17 protein-coding genes are annotated in these 19,775 nt (G+C 71.9%); 11 read left to right on the forward strand and 6 right to left on the reverse strand.

All coding sequences use genetic code 11. The annotated features are described in order from the left end of the window. Window positions 1-59 precede the first annotated feature (59 nt). The 5 genes from ACFWYS_RS12145 (at window position 60) to ACFWYS_RS12165 (ending at window position 6,080) form a co-directional block, all read left to right on the forward strand. Window positions 60-1,085, forward strand: a complete 1,026-nt coding sequence (locus ACFWYS_RS12145; RefSeq protein ID WP_384766213.1) for a 6-phosphofructokinase — start codon at window positions 60-62, stop codon at window positions 1,083-1,085. A gap of 183 nt (window positions 1,086-1,268) precedes the next feature. Beyond that, a complete protein-coding gene (locus tag ACFWYS_RS12150; protein ID WP_384766216.1) occupies window positions 1,269-2,219 on the forward strand; it encodes a cytochrome c oxidase assembly protein in 951 nt (316 codons plus the stop codon). Between the two features lie 193 nt (window positions 2,220-2,412). After that, window positions 2,413-3,705 carry a DUF6777 domain-containing protein gene (locus ACFWYS_RS12155; RefSeq protein WP_384766219.1) on the forward strand — a complete coding sequence of 431 codons (1,293 nt, stop codon included), beginning with the start codon at window positions 2,413-2,415 and terminating at the stop codon, window positions 3,703-3,705. 38 nt (window positions 3,706-3,743) lie between these two features. Beyond that, window positions 3,744-5,897 (forward strand): protein kinase, encoded by a 2,154-nt coding sequence (locus tag ACFWYS_RS12160; protein ID WP_384766222.1) that lies wholly within the window; start codon window positions 3,744-3,746, stop codon window positions 5,895-5,897. 45 nt (window positions 5,898-5,942) lie between these two features. Then, on the forward strand, window positions 5,943-6,080 hold the full coding sequence (locus tag ACFWYS_RS12165) for a hypothetical protein (protein WP_384766272.1): 138 nt from the start codon (window positions 5,943-5,945) through the stop codon (window positions 6,078-6,080). Window positions 6,081-6,098: 18 nt separating this feature from the next. On the opposite strand, the gene ACFWYS_RS12170 is transcribed toward ACFWYS_RS12165, so the two are convergent. The 4 genes from ACFWYS_RS12170 to ACFWYS_RS12185 all read right to left on the reverse strand — a co-directional run bounded on the left by ACFWYS_RS12170 (window position 6,099) and on the right by ACFWYS_RS12185 (window position 10,291). Then, window positions 6,099-7,316, reverse strand: coding sequence for a sensor histidine kinase (locus tag ACFWYS_RS12170; protein ID WP_384766225.1), 1,218 nt, complete (start codon window positions 7,314-7,316; stop codon window positions 6,099-6,101). A 61-nt stretch (window positions 7,317-7,377) separates the two neighbouring features. Then, on the reverse strand, window positions 7,378-9,090 hold the full coding sequence (locus ACFWYS_RS12175; protein ID WP_384766228.1) for a cation acetate symporter: 1,713 nt from the start codon (window positions 9,088-9,090) through the stop codon (window positions 7,378-7,380). Window positions 9,091-9,176: 86 nt separating this feature from the next. Further along, window positions 9,177-9,536, reverse strand: a complete 360-nt coding sequence (locus ACFWYS_RS12180; protein WP_384766231.1) for a hypothetical protein — start codon at window positions 9,534-9,536, stop codon at window positions 9,177-9,179. Window positions 9,537-9,538: 2 nt separating this feature from the next. Continuing rightward, window positions 9,539-10,291: a LytR/AlgR family response regulator transcription factor gene (locus ACFWYS_RS12185; RefSeq protein ID WP_384766234.1), complete on the reverse strand. Its 753-nt coding sequence runs from the start codon at window positions 10,289-10,291 to the stop codon at window positions 9,539-9,541. 99 nt (window positions 10,292-10,390) lie between these two features. On the opposite strand from ACFWYS_RS12185, the gene ACFWYS_RS12190 reads away from it, so the two are divergent. From ACFWYS_RS12190 to ACFWYS_RS12215, 6 genes are all read left to right on the forward strand, one after another. Beyond that, window positions 10,391-10,876, forward strand: a complete 486-nt coding sequence (locus tag ACFWYS_RS12190) for an Lrp/AsnC family transcriptional regulator (protein WP_384766237.1) — start codon at window positions 10,391-10,393, stop codon at window positions 10,874-10,876. 157 nt (window positions 10,877-11,033) lie between these two features. Beyond that, window positions 11,034-11,843, forward strand: coding sequence for a dimethylargininase (ddaH, locus tag ACFWYS_RS12195; protein ID WP_384766240.1), 810 nt, complete (start codon window positions 11,034-11,036; stop codon window positions 11,841-11,843). Continuing rightward, entirely contained in the window at window positions 11,843-13,060 is a 1,218-nt protein-coding gene (rocD, locus tag ACFWYS_RS12200; RefSeq protein WP_384766243.1) for an ornithine--oxo-acid transaminase, read from the forward strand. The genes ddaH and rocD overlap by 1 nt, the downstream gene beginning before the upstream one ends. Window positions 13,061-13,294: 234 nt before the next feature. Continuing rightward, window positions 13,295-15,754, forward strand: coding sequence for a SpoIIE family protein phosphatase (locus ACFWYS_RS12205; protein WP_384766246.1), 2,460 nt, complete (start codon window positions 13,295-13,297; stop codon window positions 15,752-15,754). Window positions 15,755-15,859: 105 nt separating this feature from the next. Next, the gene (locus ACFWYS_RS12210) at window positions 15,860-17,092 is read left to right on the forward strand and encodes a PP2C family protein-serine/threonine phosphatase (RefSeq protein WP_384766249.1); all 1,233 of its coding nucleotides are present in this window, start codon (window positions 15,860-15,862) and stop codon (window positions 17,090-17,092) included. Between the two features lie 322 nt (window positions 17,093-17,414). Next, window positions 17,415-18,140, forward strand: coding sequence for a lysophospholipid acyltransferase family protein (locus ACFWYS_RS12215; protein WP_384766251.1), 726 nt, complete (start codon window positions 17,415-17,417; stop codon window positions 18,138-18,140). 55 nt (window positions 18,141-18,195) lie between these two features. Here ACFWYS_RS12215 and ACFWYS_RS12220 read toward each other — a convergent pair whose 3' ends face one another. Then, on the reverse strand, window positions 18,196-18,963 hold the full coding sequence (locus ACFWYS_RS12220; RefSeq protein WP_384766254.1) for an urease accessory protein UreD: 768 nt from the start codon (window positions 18,961-18,963) through the stop codon (window positions 18,196-18,198). After that, complete coding sequence (ureG, locus tag ACFWYS_RS12225) at window positions 18,960-19,637, reverse strand: urease accessory protein UreG (RefSeq protein WP_384766257.1); 678 nt, start codon at window positions 19,635-19,637, stop codon at window positions 18,960-18,962. The genes ACFWYS_RS12220 and ureG overlap by 4 nt, the downstream gene beginning before the upstream one ends. Between the last annotated feature and the right edge of the window lie 138 nt (window positions 19,638-19,775).

The raw sequence follows: 19,775 nt of genomic DNA on the forward strand, positions 1-19,775 counted from the left end.
GGATTCGAGCCGGACAGCGTGGTCCGGTCCCGGCCCACGTTGAGAAGGTTTTTCGGGCTATGCGCATTGGTGTCCTCACGTCCGGCGGCGACTGCCCCGGCCTGAACGCCGTCATCCGGTCCGTCGTGCACCGCGCCGTCGTGGACCACGGCGACGAGGTCATCGGCTTCCGGGACGGCTGGAAGGGCCTCCTGGAGTGCGACTACCTCAAGCTCGACCTCGACGCGGTGGGTGGCATCCTCGCCCGCGGCGGCACGATCCTCGGTTCCTCCCGGGTCCAGCCCTCCCATCTGCGGGACGGTGTGGAGCGGGCCAAGGGCCATGTCGAGGAGCTCGGCCTCGACGCGATCATTCCCATCGGCGGTGAGGGCACGCTGAAGGCGGCCCGGCTGATGTCGGACAGCGGCCTGCCCGTGGTGGGTGTGCCGAAGACCATCGACAACGACATCGCGGTCACGGATGTCACCTTCGGCTTCGACACCGCCGTGACGGTGGCGACCGAGGCGCTGGACCGGCTCAAGACCACCGCCGAGTCCCATCAGCGGGTGCTCGTCGTCGAGGTCATGGGACGGCACACCGGCTGGATCGCGCTGCACTCCGGCATGGCGGCCGGCGCGCACGCCATCGTCGTGCCGGAACGGCCCTTCGACATCGACGAGTTGGCCCGGGTCGTGGGTGCGCGGTTCGAGGCGGGCAAGCGCTTCGCGATCGTCGTGGCGGCCGAGGGCGCCAAGCCGAAGCCCGGATCCATGGCGTTCGACGAGGGCGGCAAGGACATCTACGGGCACGAGCGGTTCGCCGGGATCGCCCGTCAGCTGTCCATCGAGCTGGAGGAGCGCCTCGGCAAGGAGGCGCGGCCGGTGATTCTGGGGCATGTGCAGCGCGGTGGCACGCCGACCGCGTACGACCGTGTGCTGGCCACTCGATTCGGGTGGCATGCGGTGGAGGCGGTGCACCGGGGGGAATTCGGTCACATGACGGCACTCCAGGGGACCGACATCGTGATGGTGCCGCTGGCCGAGGCCGTGGAGACGTTGAAGACGGTTCCGGCGGATCGGTACGACGAGGCGGAGTGCGTGCTTTAGGGGGCTCGCCGTAGCGGGTTCTGTTTCGTTGCCGGGTGCGGTGCGGGTCGTCTGTGGTTGATCGCGCAGTTCCCCGCGGCCCTGAGGGTGCTGCAGCCGCCCCCGGTCGAAAGGTCGACCGGGGGCGGTTCTACTCTGGGGCGGACAGATTTGCACAACCCCCACGAATCAGGAGCCGCCGGAATGGATCACAGCGGGCACGGCATGACCATGGATCTGCCGCCGTTCACGCTGGGACGAGGGCTGCAGTGGTCGGCCGACCCGTTCTTTCTCGTGGCCTGTCTTGTGGGGCTCGCGCTGTATGCGTGGGGCGTCGTGCGACTGCGGCGGCGCGGGGATTCGTGGTCCGTGGGGCGGACGGTCTCATTCGTCGTCGGTGTGCTGACCGTGATGCTCGTGATGTGCACCGGGCTGAATGACTACGGAATGGTCATGTTCAGCGTGCACATGGTGCAGCACATGGTGATCAGCATGCTGTCGCCGATCCTGATCCTGCTCGGCGCGCCCGTCACGCTGGCGCTGCGGGCGTTGCCGCCCGCCGGGCGGGGACGCAAGGGGCCGCGGGAATTGCTGCTGGCCCTGCTGCACAGCCGGTACATGCGGATCATCACGCATCCCGCGTTCACCATTCCGCTGTTCATCGCGAGCCTTTACGCGCTGTATTTCACCTCGCTCTTCGACTTCCTGATGGGCTCGAAGACCGGGCACATCGCGATGATGGTGCACTTCCTGGCCGTGGGCGTCGTCTTCTTCTGGCCGATCATCGGCGTGGACCCCGGTCCGCACCGGCCGGGGTATCTCATGCGGATGCTGGAGCTGTTCGCGGGAATGCCGTTCCACGCGTTCTTCGGTATCGCGTTGATGATGGCGTCGGAGCCGATGGTCGAGACGTTCAAGAACCCGCCCGCCTCACTCGGCATCGAGGCACTCTCCGACCAGAACGCGGCCGGCGGTATCGCCTGGGCGTTCAGTGAGATTCCGTCCGTACTGGTACTGATCGCACTGCTGTTCCAGTGGTACGGCTCCGAGCAGCGGCAGGCCCGCCGAAAGGACCGGGCCGCCGACCGGGACGGCGACAAGGAACTTGAGGCGTACAACGCCTATTTGGCCTCATTGAACGCACGCGGAAACTGAGGAAACCGAAAGGCGTCGCCTTTCAGTAGCATGAAGCGCGTCGGGGGAACCGCCGGGGGGAGCGGTAATGGCGTTTCATGTATTCGTACACAGGGCCGGGAAAGCGGCGATTCGGAGGATCGCCATCCTGTTGGTCTTCGTTCTGGCACTCAGCGGGTGCGATCGCGGTGCACCGTTGTTCGTGGTGCGGGCCGTGGCCGCGGGTGTTCCGTCGCTCGCGCCCTTCTTCGACGAGGGACAGGGGCTGGGCCGGGACCAGCGGGTCCAGGCGCAGACGGCGCACGGTGGTCTTCAGCAGGGCGATACGCCGGGTCTGTACGGGGGCTCGAAGCAGCCGACGATCTGTGATGTCGAACGGCTGAAGGAGTTTCTCACCGATCCCGCCAACGCACGGAAGGCACAGGCGTGGGCAGCCGCGCTCTCCATTACCACGGCCGGGATTCCGGAATATCTCGATCGACTCACACCCGTTCTCCTGCGCCACGACACTCTCGTGAAGAATCACGACTACAAGAAGGGGAAAGCCACCCCCTTCAGTGCGCTGCTCCAGACCGGAATCGCGATACTCGTCGACGCGGCGGGACTTCCCGCCGTGAAGTGCTCGTGCGGAAATCCCCTGCGGCCCTTCGAGGGTGACACGACGCGGATAAAGGTCGAGTTCGACGACCGCAACGAGAAGTGGCAGGGATACGAGAAGTCGTCCGTGGTGGCGGTGCGTCCCGCCCCGCGGAAGGTGGAGCGGCTCGCTCTCGTCGACGTCGACGAACCCGACCGGGGCATCAACCGGCCCGTCGGCACCACCGGCGACGACGACACGACGTTCGACACGCGTGAGCGGCACGCGGTGCCCGACCTCTCCGGGACGACCTTCGGCCAGGCGAGCCGGCGACTGACCGCCGACGGGCTGGCGGTCGCCTTCGAGGGCGGGGGACTGCCGCCGGACGACGCCCGGGTCACGGCATCGGATCCGCCGGCCGGGACCGAGCTGCGGTTCGGGGAGTACGTGATGCTGAGCGTGGCCGGGGGGAGCGCCGGGGGCTCATCGGACTCGTCCGGCTCGTCCGGGTCGTCCGATGGGTCGACGTCCACGTCTCCGGGCACCTCTCCGGGCTCGGGAACGTCCCAGTCGACGCCGGGTCCGTCGGCCTCTACGCCGTCGACTCCACCGACGTCACCGTCATCCTCGTCGCCCCCGTCCTCCTCACCGTCCACCTCGGCGCCGCCGCCCTCGTCCTCCGCGCCCTCCAGCCCCGCTACCACGAGCAAGCCGCCGTCCTCGTCCGCGCCACCCACCTCCGCGCCGCCCCCGACGACCAAGAACCCCACGACCAGCTCGGCACCCCCGCCCAGCACCCCTCCCCCGGCGACCACGAGCGCGCCCCCGACCAGCGCCCCGGTCACCACCAGCGCGCCGCCGCCCTCCACCGTCGTGCCGTCGACCGTCGCGCCGTCCACCGCCGGGCCGACCGCGAGCACGACCGTCTAGCCACCACGCAGCGCCCCCGCAGAACCGGGAGTCACCGGATGCCTTCAGGATCACCGACGTCGGGAGTGGGCCGGGTCATCGCCGGTCGTTATCTGCTGCTGAACCGGCTCGGCAGCGGCGGTATGGGCCATGTCTGGCTCGCTCACGACCAGAGACTCGCCTGCGAGGTCGCGCTCAAGGAGATCCTGTTCCGGGACCCGGCGGAGGCCGACGAGCGTGAGGCGCGGGTGGCCCGGGCCCGTGCGGAGGCCCGGCACGCGGCCGGGCTGCGAGGGCATCCGCATGTGGTGACCGTGCATGACGTGCTGGAGCACGAGGGGCTGCCGTGGATCGTCATGGAGTACGTGGCGGGCGCCGTGAACGTGCGGGATCTGGTCGATCAGCGCGGCCCGCTGGCGCCCGCGGAGTGCGCCCGGATCGGGCTCGCCGTGCTCGACGCGCTGACCGCCGGGCACGAGCGGGGCGTCATGCACCGGGACGTGAAGCCGGCGAACATCCTGCTGGCACCGGACCGCACGGGGGCGCCGTACGCGCGCGTACTGCTCACCGACTACGGCATCTCGGTACAGCCGGACACCGGTGAGACGCGGTACACGCTGGCGTCGGTGCTCGTGGGAACGGCGGGCTATCTGGCGCCGGAGCGGGTCACGGGCGGGGCGCCCACGCCGGCCACCGATCTGTTCTCGCTGGGCTGCACGCTGTACTACGGCGTCGAGGGCCGGGGTCCCTTCGACCGGGAGTCGCATCTGGCCGAACTCACCGCGGTGGTCATGGAGGAGCCCCGGGCGGCCGGGCGGGCCGGGGCGCTGGAGCCGGTTCTGCGGGCCCTGCTGGAGAAGGATCCGGGGCAGCGGATCTCGGCCGCGGAGGCGGAGACGGCACTGTCGCGGATCGTCACGCCGGAGGCCGACGCGTATGCGCGGACCCAGACCGACCTCGGCTCGCAGCCGCACTGGGGTGGGGCGCCGCCGTCGGGTCCCGCGCCGGATGCGCCCGGGTTCGGCGCTCCGGACGCACCCGAGCGGCCCGACGCGGCGGGGTACGGCCCGCCCAACGCGTCCGGCCGGCCAGGCGGCGGCCAGGGCTTCGCGGCCCCGTCCCCCGGGTCGGCCGGCGCACCGACCGCCCCGGGTCCGGGCCCCGTGGCCGGGCGACCCGGCGGGCCGCAGGGCTTCGGCTCCCCGGCCGGGCAACCTGGAGGACCGCAAGGCTTCGCTTCCCCGCCCGGGCAGCCCGGCAGGCCACAAGGCTTCGGCTCCCCATCCGAGCAGACCGGCGGGGCGCCAGGCTTCGGCTCCTCGCCCGGGCAGCTCGTCGGGCCTCAGGTCTTCGGGCCTCAGGTCTTCGGGCGCGGGTCGGGGGAGCGGCGCCGGACCCGCCCCCGGATCCTCCACGCGGTCCTCGCCGGGCTCCTCGGGCTGGTGCTCGCCGGGGCCGGTGTCTGGTACGCGCTGGCGCAAGGCGAGGTGAACGGCGGGACGGCGCGGCCGTACGGCGACACGGTCGGACTCGGCGATGCGCTGAAGGACGGTGACTGCGTGCTCGCCGACTGGCCCGGCGCGGCGCCCTTCAAGGGCACGCCCCGGCTGAGTCTGGAGCCGAGCTGCGGGGCGAAGGCGATCGACGGGCAGGTGATGGCGTTCGTCTCGGCCGGGTCCGCCGCCGAGGCGCGCGAGGAGGGGCCCACGGCTTGCGAGGAGCGGACGGAGGACATCCGGGGGAGGCTGGCGGACGTCCGCAGCTACGCCGTCGTACCGAGTGAGGCGGGCTTCGAGGCGGCCGACCGGCGCACCGCCTGTCTGGTGCTGGGGGCGCACGGGCCGGTGTACGGGCCGCTGGGCGAGCACCGCAGGGCGGGGGTGGCGTTCGCGGACACGGCGACCATGCAGCGGCGGGACTGTCTGGACGTGCGCTCGCACCGGGACGCCCGGCTGGTGTCCTGCACCGATCCGCACGACGAGCAGGTGCTCGGGTTCACCCGGTTGGGCGCCGACGTCACGCTGACCGAGGCGCGCACCGAGTCGGACACGGCGTGCGCCCGGGATGTGCCGCCGCGCGACTACGGCTTCGATCCTTCCGTGTTCACGGCCGGTTCCTGGACGAGCGAGGGGTCCTGGAAGAACGGCACTCATTTCGTCGTGTGCACCGTCAGGAAGCAGAACGGGGGCACCATGGAGGGGGACGAACCTTAGGAGGGTGTTGCGATGCCCGGATCTGCGGACGGTTCTACTAAGGCGATGGGGGTGATCACCGTGGGTGGGCTGGTGGTGGTGACGGCCTACACGGTGGCGCTCGGAAGCAATGGCTGGCTGTGGTTCGGGTGGGTGGTGCTGGGGCTGATCACGCTGGGGATGGTCGTCAGCCGCAGCACCTGAGCCCCTCTCCCGGGAGGGTCACTCCCGGGTGAGCCGCCCCGCGGAGTGCACCCCCGGCTGGTACTTCGGCAGCCGGGCGGTGATCTTCATGCCCGCTCCCGGGGCGGTCTCGATGACGAGGCCGTAGCCGTCGCCGTAGACCTGCCGGAGCCGGTCGTCCACGTTGGACAGCCCGATGCCGCCGGACGGACTGGCCTCGCCGGCGAGGATGCGGCGCAGCAGGTCGGGGTCCATTCCGGCGCCGTCGTCCTCGATGACCACGAGGGCCTCGGCACCGGCGTCCTGTGCGGTGATGCTGATGTGGCTCTTGCCCGCGGCGGACCCCGCCTTGCCCTCCAGACCGTGCTTGACGGCGTTCTCCACCAGCGGCTGGAGGCACAGGAAGGGCAGGGCGACCGGCAGCACCTCGGGGGCGATCTGCAGGGTGACGGAGAGGCGGTCGCCGAAGCGTGCCCGGACCAGCGCCAAGTAGTGGTCGATGGCGTGGAGTTCGTCGGCGAGGGTGGTGAAGTCGCCGTGTCTGCGGAAGGAGTAGCGGGTGAAGTCGGCGAATTCCAGGAGGAGTTCGCGGGCGCGCTCCGGGTCGGTGCGGACGAACGAGGCGATCACCGCCAGCGAGTTGAAGATGAAGTGCGGGGAGATCTGCGCCCGCAGTGCCTTGATCTCGGCCTCGATCAGGCGGGTGCGGGACTGGTCGAGGTCGGCCAGTTCCAGCTGGACGGAGACCCAGCGGGCCACCTCGCCGGCCGCGCGGACGAGCACGGCCGACTCGCGGGGTGCGCAGGCGACGAGGGCGCCGTGGACGCGGTCGTCGACGGTGAGCGGGGCGACGACCGCCCAGCGCACCGGACAGTCGGGGGCGCCGCAGGTGAGCGGGAAGGCCTCGCCGCGCCCCGACTCCAGCGGGCCGGCGAGGAGTTCCATGATCTCCGTACGGTGATGACCGCCCACCCCGTCCCAGACCAGGACCTCCTTCTGGTCGGTCAGGCACAGCGCGTCCGTGCCGAGGAGTGAGCGGAGCCGGCGGGCCGACCTGCGGGCGGTCTCCTCGGTGAGGCCGGCCCGCAGCGGGGGTGCGGCGAGGGACGCGGTGTGCAGGGTCTCGAAGGTGGCGTGCTCGACCGGTGTGCCGAGGCCGCCGAGGCTCTGGGGGCGGGCGGTGCGCCGGCCGAGCCAGAACCCGGCGGCGAGCAGCGGGAGGATCGCCACGCACAGGCCCGCGATGAATCCGCTCATGCCGCCGTCACCGCCTCACGCCGTCCGGCGCCGAGATGTCTCATGCCGAGGACGAGGTGGCTCATGCCTTGACCTCCGCCCGCAGTTCCTCCGGCAGATGGAAGCGGGCCAGGATCGCCGCCGTCCCGGGCGGCACCCGGCCCGGAGTGGCCAGGGACACCAGGATCATCGTGAAGAAGCCCAGCGGCACCGACCAGAGCGCGGGCCAGGCCAGCAGTGCGTGCAGCGCACCGGAGCCCGGGAAGCCCGCCATCGTCGCCGCCACGGCGAGCAGCGCGGAGCCGCCGCCCACCAGCATCCCGGCGGCCGCGCCGGGCGGGGTCAGCCGGCGCCACCAGATGCCGAGGACGAGCAGCGGGCAGAAGGAGGACGCCGACACGGCGAAGGCCAGGCCCACCGCGTCGGCGACCGGCAGCCCGCCGACCAGGGCGCTCGCGGCGAGCGGGACGGCCATGGCGAGGACCGTGCCGAGCCGGAAGTGCCGTACGCCGCGCGACGGCAGGACGTCCTGGGTGAGGACGCCCGCGACGGCCATGGTCAGTCCCGACGCCGTGGACAGGAACGCGGCGAAGGCGCCGCCCGCGACCAGCGCGCCGAGCAGGTCGCCGCCGAGGCCGCCGATCATGCGGTCGGGCAGCAGGAGTGCGGCGGCGTCCGCGTCGCCGGTGAGGGTGAGTTCGGGGGCGTAGAGGCGGCCGAGGGCGCCGTAGACCGGGGGCAGCAGGTAGAAGGCGCCGATCAGGCCTAGCACGGCGACGGTGGTGCGGCGGGCGGCGACGCCGTGCGGGCTGGTGTAGAAGCGGACCACGACGTGCGGCAGCCCCATGGTGCCGAGGAAGGTGGCGAGGATCAGTCCGTATGTGGCGTACAGCGGGCGTTCGCCCCGGCTCTCGGCCTGCGAGGGTGACAGGCCGCCGCCCGCGCGGTGGTCGGGTTCGGGGACCTCGGCGCCTCGCGGGAAGGTGAGGCGGGTGCCGCCGTCGATGCGGTGGGTGCCGGCCGGGAGCCGGAGCCGCTGGTCCTCGTGGACGCGGCCGTCGATCGTGCCGTTCACGGTGACGGTGAGCGGGCGTTCGAGCCTCAGGTCGAGGGTGTCCTGGACGCGGACCACGCTCCGTTCGCGGAAGGTCGCCGGTTCGTCGAAGGCTCGGCGGGGGGCGCCGTCGCCCTGCCAGGCGAGGATCAGGAAGAGGGCGGGGACCAGCAGGGCGGTGAGCTTGAGCCAGTACTGGAAGGCCTGGACGAAGGTGATGCTGCGCATGCCGCCGGCGGCGACGATGGCGACCACCACGACGGCGACGATCAGTCCGCCGAGCGAGTCGGGCGCGCCCGTCAGCACGGTCAGCGTCAGCCCGGCGCCCTGGAGTTGGGGCAGCAGATACAGCCAGCCGGTGCCGACGACGAAGGCGCCGGCGAGTCGGCGCACGGCCTGCGAGGACAGGCGGGCCTCGGCGAAGTCGGGGAGGGTGTAGGCGCCGGAGCGGCGCAGCGGGGCGGCGACGAACAGCAGCAGGACCAGGTATCCGGCGGTGTAGCCGACCGGGTACCAGAGCATGTCGGGGCCCTGGACGAGGACCAGGCCCGCGATGCCGAGGAAGGAGGCGGCGGAGAGGTACTCGCCGCTGATCGCGGCCGCGTTGAGGCGGGGGCCGACGGTGCGGGAGGCGACGTAGAAGTCGGAGGTGGTGCGGGAGATGCGCAGGCCGAAGGCGCCGACGAGGACGGTGGCCAGGACGACGAGGGCCACGGCGGGGACGGCGTAGCTGGAGTTCACGGCCGCATCGGTTCCTGGGTCTCGGTTCCTGGTCTCGGTATCTCGGGTCGGCTTCTCGCGTCGGTTCCTCGGGTCGGCCTCTCGGCTCAGCGGTCCTCGACGAGCCGTACGAAGTCGCGTTCGTTGCGCTCGGCGCGGCGCACGAACCAGCGGGCCAGCAGGACGAGCGGGGCGTACAGGCCGAAGCCGAGGACCGCCCATTCCAGGTGGCGGGCGTGGGGCATCGCGGCGAACAGCAGGGGCAGGGGTCCGACGAGCAGGCCGAGGACGGCGAACACGGCCAGTCCGGTGCGCAGTTGGGTGCGCATCAGGGAGCGGACGTAGGTGTGGCCGAGGGTGGTCTGCTCGTCGATCTCGGTGCGCGGGCGGTAGTAGCCGGAGACGGGGCGGGCCTGCCGGGGCGGGCCGGTGACGACGACGCGGCGGTCGGCGGGGTTGCTGGGCATCGTCACGGCCTCCTCATGAGCAGGTCCCGCAGCTCGCGGGTGTGCCGGCGGCTGACCTGGAGTTCCTCGGTGCCGACCATGACGCTGACGGTGCCCGCGTCGAGCCGGAGTTCGCCGATGTGGCGCAGCGCGACGAGGTGGCGGCGGTGGATGCGGACGAAGCCGCGCGAGCGCCAGCGCTCCTCCAGGGTGGACAGGGGGATCCGGACGAGGTGGCTGCCCCGGTCGGTGTGCAGTCGGGCGTAGTCGCCCTGGGCCTCGACATGGGTGATGTCGTCGACGGCGACGAAGCGGGTCACGCCGCCGAGCTCGACGGGTATGTGGTCGGGGTCGGGTTCGCTGACGGGGATGCGGGGGGCGGCGGTGTCCCGGAGTTCGGCGGCCCGGCGGACGGCCTCCGCCAGGCGTTCCTTGCGGACCGGCTTGAGGACGTAGTCGACGGCCTTGAGGTCGAAGGCCTGGACGGCGAAGTCCTCGTGGGCGGTGACGAACACGACGAGCGGCGGGTTGGCGAAGCCGGTGAGCAGCCGGGCCAGGTCCAGGCCGTCCAGGCCGGGCATGTTGATGTCGAGGAAGACGACGTCGATCGCCTCGGCGCCGCCCGGCCCCGACTCCAGGGCGCGGTTGATCCGGCGCAGCGCCTCGGTCGCGTCGCCGGCGCCCTCCGCGGTGCCGATCCGGGGATCGGCGTTGAGGAGGTAGAGGAGCTCCTCCAGCGAAGGGCGTTCGTCGTCGACAGCCAGGGCACGCAGCATGAATCCGGAGTCTAGGAGTAATTCGTACGCCTGCACACGTGCCTGCGTGTGGACGTTCCTGCTGGATACGTGGGCGTTCCCGCTGGATAAAGTGCCGCCATGGACAGCAGGACCGCGCCGTTCGACGACCTCGACCGGAAGATCATCACCGCGCTGATGGCGAACGCCAGGACGAGTTTCGCCGAGATCGGCGCGGCGGTCGGGCTGTCCTCGACGGCGGTGAAGCGCCGGGTGGACCGGCTGCGGGACACGGGGGTGATCACCGGGTTCACGGCCACGGTCAAGCCGTCGGCGCTGGGCTGGCGTACCGAGGCGTACGTCGAGGTGTACTGCGAGGGCGCGGCGCCGCCGCGGCGGCTCGCGGAGGTGGTCCGCAACCATCCGGAGATCACCGCGGCGATGACGGTGACCGGGGGTGCGGACGCGTTGCTGCATGTGCGGGCGCGGGACGTGGACCACTTCGAGGAGGTGCTGGAGCGGATCCGCGTCGAGCCGTTCATCCGCAAGACGATCAGCGTGATGGTGCTGTCCCATCTGCTCCCGGAGAGCCCCGAGGCGGGCGCCAGCCAGCCGGCACCGGAGTAAACATCCGCGGCGCGCAGGAAGGCTGCGTGAATCCAGGAAATTTCGCAGCATTCCTGCGTGGACACGCAATATTTGTTCCTTGTCGCTCGTATTCGGCGCTTCCTACCTTGGTGTCAACCCTCAGTCGACACTTCTCAGGAAGCGGAGGAACCCCTCTGTGTCCGACTCCCGTGTGCCGCGACGGCGGCGGTACCTCGTCTGCGAACCCAGACACTTCGCCGTGCAGTACGCGATCAACCCCTGGATGCATCCCGACTCCCCCGTCGACGTCGACCTGGCCCAGAACCAGTGGCAGGCGCTGATCAGCGCGTACCGGGCACACGGCCACACCGTCGACGTCGTGGAGGCCGCGCCCGGTCTGCCGGACATGGTCTTCGCGGCGAACTCGGCGGTCGTCGTGGACGGCCGGGTCTTCGGCTCGCTCTTCCACGCGCCGGAGCGGCGGCCCGAGTCCACGCACTACGACACCTGGTTCAAGACGGCGGGCTACGCCGTGTACCGCCCCGAGGCCGTGTGCGAGGGCGAGGGCGATCTGGTGTGGACCGGCCGCTACGTACTGGCCGGCACCGGGTTCCGTACGACCCGCGAGGCGCATCGCGAGGTGCAGGAGTTCTTCGGCCACCCGGTGATCAGCCTGACGCTGGTGGATCCGCGCTTCTACCACCTGGACACGGCGCTGTTCGTGCTCGACGACGACAACATCGCGTACTACCCGGAGGCGTTCTCGCCGGGCAGCCGTGAGGTGCTCGCGCGGCTGTACCCGCACGCGGTGCACGCCACCCGGGAGGACGCGATGGCGTTCGGTCTGAACTCCGTGTCCGACGGACGCAACGTCTTCATCGCACCCCAGGCCGAGGCCCTCGCCTCCACTCTCGCCGACCGCGGCTATGTCCCCGTCCCCGTCGACCTGTCGGAGTTCCGCAAGGCCGGCGGCGGCATCAAGTGCTGCACCCAGGAGATCCGCTGATGACCGCTCCCGTCACCACCCGCTCGTCCGCCGACCTGATCCGCGCCGAGGAGCCGGTCCTGGCGCACAACTACCACCCGCTGCCCGTGGTCGTCGCCCGTGCCGAGGGCACCTGGGTGGAGGACGTGGAGGGCCGCCGCCATCTGGACATGCTGGCCGGTTACTCGGCACTGAACTTCGGCCACCGCCATCCGGCGCTGATCGAGGCGGCGCACCGGCAGCTGGACCTGCTGACCCTGACCTCCCGGGCCTTCCACAACGACCGTCTCGCCGAGTTCGCCGAGCGGCTGGCGGCACTGACGGGCCTGGACATGGTGCTGCCGATGAACACGGGCGCCGAGGCCGTCGAGTCCGGCATCAAGGTGGCCCGCAAGTGGGCGTACGAGGTCAAGGGCGTTCCGGCGGACCGGGCGACGATCGTGGTCGCCGCGGAGAACTTCCACGGCCGTACGACGACGATCGTGTCGTTCTCCACGGACGAGACGGCACGGCAGGGCTTCGGCCCCTTCACCCCGGGCTTCCGGATCGTGCCGTACAACGACCTCGCGGCGCTGGAGGCGGCGGTCGACGAGACGACGGCGGCGGTGCTGCTGGAGCCGATCCAGGGCGAGGCGGGTGTCGTCATCCCGGACGACGGCTATCTGGCCGGCGTACGCGAACTGACCCGCCGCAAGGGCTGCCTGTTCATCGCGGACGAGATCCAGTCGGGCCTCGGCCGTACGGGCCGGACGCTCGCCGTCGAGCACGAGGGGGTCGTCCCGGACGTCCTGCTGCTGGGCAAGGCGCTGGGCGGCGGCATCGTCCCGGTGTCCGCGGTGGTGGGCAGCCGCGAGGTGCTCGGGGTGCTGCGGCCGGGCGAGCACGGCTCGACCTTCGGCGGGAACCCGCTGGCCGCGGCGGTCGGCACGGCCGTGGTCGAGCTCCTGGAGACGGGCGAGTTCCAGCGCCGCGCCGCCGAGCTGGGCGTCGTCCTGCGGGGCGGTCTGGCGGCCCTCCTCGGCAAGGGTGTCGTCGGCTTCCGCGCACGGGGCCTGTGGGCGGGCGTCGACATCGACCCCGCGGTGGGCACGGGCCGCGAGATCAGCGAGCGCCTGATGCGAGAAGGGGTCCTGGTCAAGGACACCCACGGCTCCACGATCCGGCTGGCCCCACCGCTGACGATCACCACGGAGGAGCTGCAGGGGGCGCTGGGGGCGCTGGAGCGGGTTCTGCGGTAACGCGGTGGTCCCGGCCGGCCGGAGACGGGACTCGTCCACGGCCGGCCGGGAGCGGAGGCGCCCCACGACGTGCACTCCCCCGCACCCCCGCCCTCCCCCACCACCTGCACTCCCCTGCGCTCCCGCCCCCACTCCCCGCCCCCACCCGGCCCCCGCAAAGAGGCGGCGTTGACCGGAAGGGTGAAGATGGGGACAAGAGGTGGTAGACCGCTCTCAGCGACAGAGAGGTCGGCCGTGGGCACACACGAGGAGCAGGGCGTTGCCCGGCAGGGGTTCGACGTGGCGGACGCCGCGCCTCTGCTGCTCGACGCCCAGGGTCTGGTGACGGGGTGGACCAGGGACGCGCAGCGGCTGCTTGCGTACACGTCCTCCGAGGTGGTGGGGCGGTACGCCGGGGAGCTGCTCGGTGCCGAGGACGCCAGGCGGGTTCCGGAGCTGATGGAGCGGTGCCGCAAGGAGGGCGGCTGGGCGGGGCTGCTCACCGCCCGGCACCGGGACGGCGCCCCCGTCAGGCTGATGGTGCGGATCACCTCGGCCCTCGACGAGCGGGGCCCCGCTCAGTGGCTCGTGCTGCTGTCCGAGCTCGGTGAGGCCCATGGCTGGGACATGAGCCGCGACACCCTGGAGCAGATGGTCGCCCGTTCTCCGGTGGGCATAGCCATCGTCGACACGAACCTGCGCTTTGTGTGGTCCAATCCCTCCCTCGCCCAGTTCGGCGGCGGCCCCCCGCCCCACCGGCTCGGTCTGCGCCTCGCGGACATCCAGCCCGGCCTGGACGCCGAGTCCATCGAGACGCAGATGCGCCAGGTGCTGGCGACCGGCGACCCGATCGTCGGCTACGAACATGTCGGCCGCGCCCGCTCCGCCCCGCTGCGCGAGACCGCGCACATGATGTCGTTCACCCGCCTCGACGACGGCCACGGCAACCCCACCGGCGTGTACTACACGGTGGAGGACATCACCGACCGGCACCGCGCCCGGCAGCGGCTGGCCCTGCTCGACCGGGCCGGCGAGCGCATCGGCCGCACCCTCGACATCACCCGCACCGCCCAGGAGCTGGCGGACGTCGCCGTACCGGGACTCGCCGACCTCGTCACCGTGGACCTGCTGGAGTCGGTGCTGCGGGGCGGTGAGCCGGCGCCCGGGCCGCTGGGCGACACGGAGCCGGTGCCGGTGCGGCGGGCGGGGTACCGGTCGGTCAACGGAAGCGTCCCGCTCACCGTCGTGGACATCGGTGCAGTGGTCACCTATCCGGCGGAGTCGCCCCCGATCCGCTGTCTGCGCACGGGCACGTCCTGGCGCGAGGAGAAGCTCGATCCGCTCGGCGAGGCATGGGCCAAGCACGCGCGCGGCGGACAGGCCGCCATCTTCCTCGAACTGGGTCTGCACAGCGTGATGATCGTGCCGATCCGCGCGCGGGGCGTCACGCTGGGCGTCACCACCTTCTTCCGGCGCCACCGTCAGGAGCCCTTCGAGGAGGACGACCTGAACCTGGCGGAGGACCTCGTCTCACGCGCCGCCGTCTGTGTCGACAACGCCCGGCGCTACACCCGCGAGCGCGACGCCGCGCTGGTCCTGCAGCGCAGCCTGCTGCCGCACCGGCTGCCCGAGCAGGACGCGGTCGAGGTGTCCGCCTGCTACCGGCCGGCCGACGAGCTGACCGGCCTCGGCGGCGACTGGTACGACGTCATCCCGCTGTCCGGCGCCCGCGTCGCCCTGGTGGTCGGCGAGGTGCCCGGGCACGGCATCGACGCCGCCGCGGCGATGGGGCGGCTGCGGACGGCCGTACGGACGCTCGCCGCGCTGGATCTGCCGCCGGACGAGGTGCTGGCCCATCTCGACGACCTGGTCGCCCGGTCGGCGCGCGAGGAGGGCGTCGACCTGGGCGGGGAGGAGGCCGACGGCGCGCTGGGCGTGGGGTCGGGGTGCGTGTACGTCGTCTACGACCCGGTGGACGGGGCGTGCACGATGGCGGCGGCGGGCCATCCGGCGCCGGCCGTGGTCATGCCCGACGGCTCCGTCACCTTCGTCGACCTGCCGCAGGGCCCGCCGCTCGGCGTGGGCGGTCCCCCCTTCGAGTCGGTGGAGCTGGCCCTGGCGTCGGGCAGCACCCTCGCCCTGCACACCGACGGGCTGCTGGCCGCCGGGGAGGACTGGGCCGTGGACGCCGACCGGGGGCGGCTGCGGCAGGCCCTGGAGCGGGGCGCGGACTCGCTCGACCTGCACTGCCGGACCGTCGTGGACGCCCTGGTCCCGGACCGCCCGTACGACGACGTGGCCCTGCTGATGGCCCGCACCCGTCTGCTGGGCGCCGAGCAGGTCGCCGACTGGGATCTGCCCGCCGACCCGGCAGCCGTCGCCGACGCCCGCAAGACGGCCACCCGGCAGCTGTCGGAGTGGGGGCTGGAGGAGCTGGCGTTCACCACGGAACTGGTGGTCAGCGAGCTGGTCACCAACGCCATCCGGTACGCCGCCGGGCCCATCCGGCTCCGTCTGATCAGGGAGCGCGCGCTCTTCTGCGAGGTCTACGACGGCGGCGCCACCGCCCCGCACCTGCGCCATCCGCGGACCACCGACGAGGGCGGGCGCGGGCTGCTGCTGGTCTCGCAGTTCACCCAGCAGTGGGGCACCCGCTTCGTCCCCGAGGGGAAGATCATCTGGGCCGAGCAGTCCCTGACGGATCCGTCGCCCTGACCGGCCCCGGCGACGCGGATGCCGTATCAGCGCAGATGCAGTACATCGGTATATACGTCATATGGCGTGGGAAACTATTGAAATCCCGGTGGTGAGGCGGGAGCCATGAAAGAGACGGCGATCGACTACGAGGCAGTCTTCCAGGCCCTGCCCGGAATGGTCGCGCTGCTGACCGCGGAGCTGGTCTACGCCGACGCCAACGAGGACTTCCAGCGGCTGTCCGGGCGCAGCCGCGAGGAGCTGGTGGGCCGGTACATCTTCGATGTATTCCCCGAGAACCCCAACGACCCGGCGGCGACCGGCATGCGCGACGTACGGGCGTCGATGTTGCGCGTGGTGGCCTCCGGCGAGCGCGACACCATGGCCCTGCAGCGCTACGACGTCGAGGACCCCCTGCGCCCCGGGCACTGGGAGGAGCGCTACTGGAGCCCGATCAACGCGCCCGTCCACGGCCCCGACGGGAAGGTGGAGTTCGTGCTGCACCGGGTGGAGGAGGTCACCGAACTCATCCATCTGCGGGGCGGCGCGGGCGGAAACAGCCGGGCACGGGTGCTGGAGGCCGAGCTGTACACACGCGCCCGCGAGCTGCAGGAGCTCAACGACCGGCTGCGGCAGGCCCACGCCCGTGAACGCGAGGTGGCCCTCGCCCTGCAGGAGGCGATGCTGCCCGCCCGGCGACAGGTGGGCAACCACCGTGCGGCGGTGCGCTACCGGCCCGCGGTCGGCGCGCTGAACGTGTGCGGCGACTGGTACGACCTGGTCGACCTGGTGGGCGGCAACCGTCTCGGAGTGTCCGTGGGCGACGTGGTCGGCCACGGCCTTGCGGCGGCCGGGGTCATGGGCCAGCTGCGCAGCGCGCTGAGCGCCTCCTCGCGGGTGGCCGACGGCCCGGCCCAGGCGCTGGACGTCCTGGGGCGGTACGCCCATGTGGTCGACGGCGCGGAATCGGCCACCGCGGTCACCACCTTCATCGACTTCGACGAGCGCACCATCGCCTACAGCAGCGCGGGCCATCCACCGCCGGTGCTGGTGCACGCCGACGGCAGCGTGGAGTTCCTCGACCAGGCCACCGACCCGCCGCTGGACGCCCGCCCCGACCCGATCGGGCGACCGGAGGCCGTCACCACCTATACCGACGGCGCCACGCTCGCGCTGTACACGGACGGCCTGGTGGAACGTCGCCGCGAGGACATCGACACCGGTCTGGGCCGGCTCGCGGACGCCCTCGTCCGCCATCGCACGGCGGACCCCGAGACCCTCGCCGACGCCGTCCTGCTGGAGCTGCTGCCGCACGGCGGTGCGACCGACGACACGGCGCTGATCATCGTGCGGCTGTGATGGACGAGCAGACGCGGCGGCCCACCGCAAGGAGGGGGCGCCTGCCACCCGGTGACCGCGATCGCGCCAAACCTCGCCCTCCGGTTGCCGCGCACCGACCCGGGACACCAGGCTGGTCCGGCGGTCCTCCCCACCCGCAAACGACGCCGCCCACCGGCTCCCTGACATCCGGTCAGGAAAATCGCCATTGGTCGGCATCAGTCCGACCCGGCCCGGTTCCGGCCCGTCAACCCTGCGCCTACACTGACACCCCCACGGAACGCTGGTTGACCTGCCAGAACGCGGCGGCCCGAACTGACCCCCCGAGTGAGGAGCGCCCCCTTTGTTCTATTACGTCCTGAAATACGTGTTGTTGGGACCTCTGCTGAGACTGGTCTTCCGACCGCGCATAGAAGGCCTTGAGCATGTACCGGCCACGGGCGCGGCCATCGTCGCCGGCAACCACCTGTCGTTCTCGGACCACTTCCTGATGCCGGCGATACTCAAGCGGCGCATCACCTTCCTCGCGAAGAAGGAGTACTTCACCGGCCCCGGCATCAGAGGCCGGCTGACCGCGGCCTTCTTCCGCAGCGCCGGCCAGATCCCGGTCGACCGCACCGGCAAGGAGGCGGGCCAGGCCGCGATCCGCGAGGGCCTCGGCGTCCTGGGCAAGGACGAACTCCTCGGCATCTACCCGGAGGGCACCCGCTCGCACGACGGCCGCCTCTACAAGGGCAAGGTCGGTGTCGCGGTGATGGCCCTCAGGGCGCAGGTCCCGGTCATCCCCTGCGCGATGATCGGCACCTTCGAGGCACAGCCACCGGGCAAGGTCATCCCGAACGTCCACCCGGTGACGATCCGCTTCGGCAAGCCCCTCGACTTCTCCCGCTACGCCGGCATGGAGAACGAGAAGGCGATCCTGCGCGCGATCACCGACGAGATCATGTACGCGATCCTCTCGCTGTCCGAGCAGGAGTACGTCGACCAGTACGCGGCCGTCGCCAAGGCCGAGGAGGCCGCCGCCAAGGCGGAGAAGGACCGCAAGTTCCCCCGTCTGCCCATCAGTTGACGCGGTACTGACGACGACCGGGGGCGGCAGCCGCCCTCAGAGCCTTCACGGGCTCTCAGCCGCCGAGGGAGTCGAGCGCCTCGTCGAGCAGTCCGCGCAGCCGCAGCGCGTCCGCCGCCACGGCACTGACCAGGGCGGCGGGCCCGGCAAGCGGCATCACCGCGGCACCCTCCCCCAGCACCCGGGCCGGCACCGGATCCTGAGCGAACTCCGGCCGTACGACAACGAGTTGGCCTACGGCGCGACACCCACCGAGCCCGGCGGGCCCGTCCCAGCCACCCGGCGCACCGGGCCCGAAGGACAGTTCCTGATCGAGCACGACCCGCCCCGCGACAGCCACCCGGATCCGGCTGCCGAGCCGCCCGGGCTCCTCCCCCGCCCGTCCGAGCACCTGTTCCTCACGCAGCACGAGCCGCCCGGCCGCGCCCACGTCGACGCGGGTGGTGACGTGCAGATCGCTTCCCCGGGCGGAGATCAACTGCTCGGGCAGCCAGTGCAGTTCACCCCCGTCGGCCACGGACAGCCGCACCTCGTACCGGGCCTCGCCCTTGCCCTGTCCCGGCAACGCGATCGTGGCCGCGGCCGACCCGACGCGCAGCCGGGCACCGGGCTCCACGTCGGCCTCGACGGTGAAGTGGTCCCTGCCGAGCGGCCCGCTCATCGCACCGACGAGCACGACCCGCGCCTCGGCCCCGCTCCCCCGGGTCCGCCGCAGCGCCAGCGGCCCCTGGCCGTCGAGCACGGGCAGCGACGTACCGCCCCGCCCGTCGTCCCGGGCGACGATCCGCGCGAGTGCCCGCACGCCACCGGCCACGGTGGTCATGCCGTCCACGCCACGAGCTGCGCCCGCACCCAGCCGGCGACGTCCCGCACGCCGGGCTCGCTCCGCAGCGACTGGAAGACGACCGGCAGCTCGGCCCGCTGGGCCTTGGCGTCCGCCGCCATCCGCGCCAGGTCGGAGCCGACGTACGGCGCGAGGTCGGTCTTGTTGACGACGAGCAGGTCGGCGGTGGTGACGCCGGGGCCGCCCTTGCGGGGAATGTCGTCCCCGCCGGCCACGTCGATCACGAAGACCTGCGCGTCCACGAGCCCCTTGGAGAAGGTGGCGGTGAGATTGTCCCCACCCGACTCGACGAGGATGAGGTCGAGCGGCCCGACCTCGTCCTCCAGATCCTCCACGGCCTCAAGGTTCGCGGAGATGTCGTCCCGGATCGCGGTGTGCGGACAGGCCCCCGTCTCCACGGCGGTGATCCGCTCGGGCGGCAGCACGGCCTCCCGCAGCAGGAACTCTGCGTCCTCGCGGGTGTAGATGTCGTTGGTGACGACGGCCAGGGACAGTTCGTCGCGCAGGGCCCGGCAGAGCGCCGCGACGGTGGCCGTCTTACCGGAACCGACCGGCCCTCCGAGGCCGATGCGCAGGGCCCGGCGCGACCCGTCGGGGCGATGGGCGTCGGCGCTGACGGCGCAGGGGCCGTCGTGGGAGAGGTCGAGGTGCATGGGCGGCTCCTTTGATAGCTGGGTCGGCTCCGTCAGCCCGTCCGGCGTTTGAGGACGAGGCCGTTCAGGCCGAAGGGGGGTGTGGGGGGCGGGCCCCCACCGGGGGCGAGAGGGGGCCGCCCCCGGGGGGCGGGCGGG

This window comes from Streptomyces sp. NPDC059010 (genome assembly GCF_042740355.1).
Lineage (GTDB): Bacteria > Actinomycetota > Actinomycetes > Streptomycetales > Streptomycetaceae > Streptomyces.

Excerpts from the sequence above, each read along its gene's own strand:
- ACFWYS_RS12145 (WP_384766213.1), top strand. The coding sequence starts at position 60 with ATGCGCATTGGTGTCCTCACGTCCGGCGGCGACTGCCCCGGCCTGAAC.
- ACFWYS_RS12150 (WP_384766216.1), top strand. The coding sequence starts at position 1,269 with ATGGATCACAGCGGGCACGGCATGACCATGGATCTGCCGCCGTTCACG.
- ACFWYS_RS12160 (WP_384766222.1), top strand. The coding sequence starts at position 3,744 with ATGCCTTCAGGATCACCGACGTCGGGAGTGGGCCGGGTCATCGCCGGT.
- ACFWYS_RS12165 (WP_384766272.1), top strand. The coding sequence starts at position 5,943 with ATGGGGGTGATCACCGTGGGTGGGCTGGTGGTGGTGACGGCCTACACG.
- ACFWYS_RS12170 (WP_384766225.1), bottom strand. The coding sequence starts at position 7,316 with ATGAGCGGATTCATCGCGGGCCTGTGCGTGGCGATCCTCCCGCTGCTC.
- ACFWYS_RS12180 (WP_384766231.1), bottom strand. The coding sequence starts at position 9,536 with ATGCCCAGCAACCCCGCCGACCGCCGCGTCGTCGTCACCGGCCCGCCC.
- ACFWYS_RS12185 (WP_384766234.1), bottom strand. The coding sequence starts at position 10,291 with ATGCTGCGTGCCCTGGCTGTCGACGACGAACGCCCTTCGCTGGAGGAG.
- ACFWYS_RS12190 (WP_384766237.1), top strand. The coding sequence starts at position 10,391 with ATGGACAGCAGGACCGCGCCGTTCGACGACCTCGACCGGAAGATCATC.
- rocD (WP_384766243.1), top strand. The coding sequence starts at position 11,843 with ATGACCGCTCCCGTCACCACCCGCTCGTCCGCCGACCTGATCCGCGCC.
- ACFWYS_RS12210 (WP_384766249.1), top strand. The coding sequence starts at position 15,860 with ATGAAAGAGACGGCGATCGACTACGAGGCAGTCTTCCAGGCCCTGCCC.
- ACFWYS_RS12220 (WP_384766254.1), bottom strand. The coding sequence starts at position 18,963 with ATGACCACCGTGGCCGGTGGCGTGCGGGCACTCGCGCGGATCGTCGCC.
- ureG (WP_384766257.1), bottom strand. The coding sequence starts at position 19,637 with ATGCACCTCGACCTCTCCCACGACGGCCCCTGCGCCGTCAGCGCCGAC.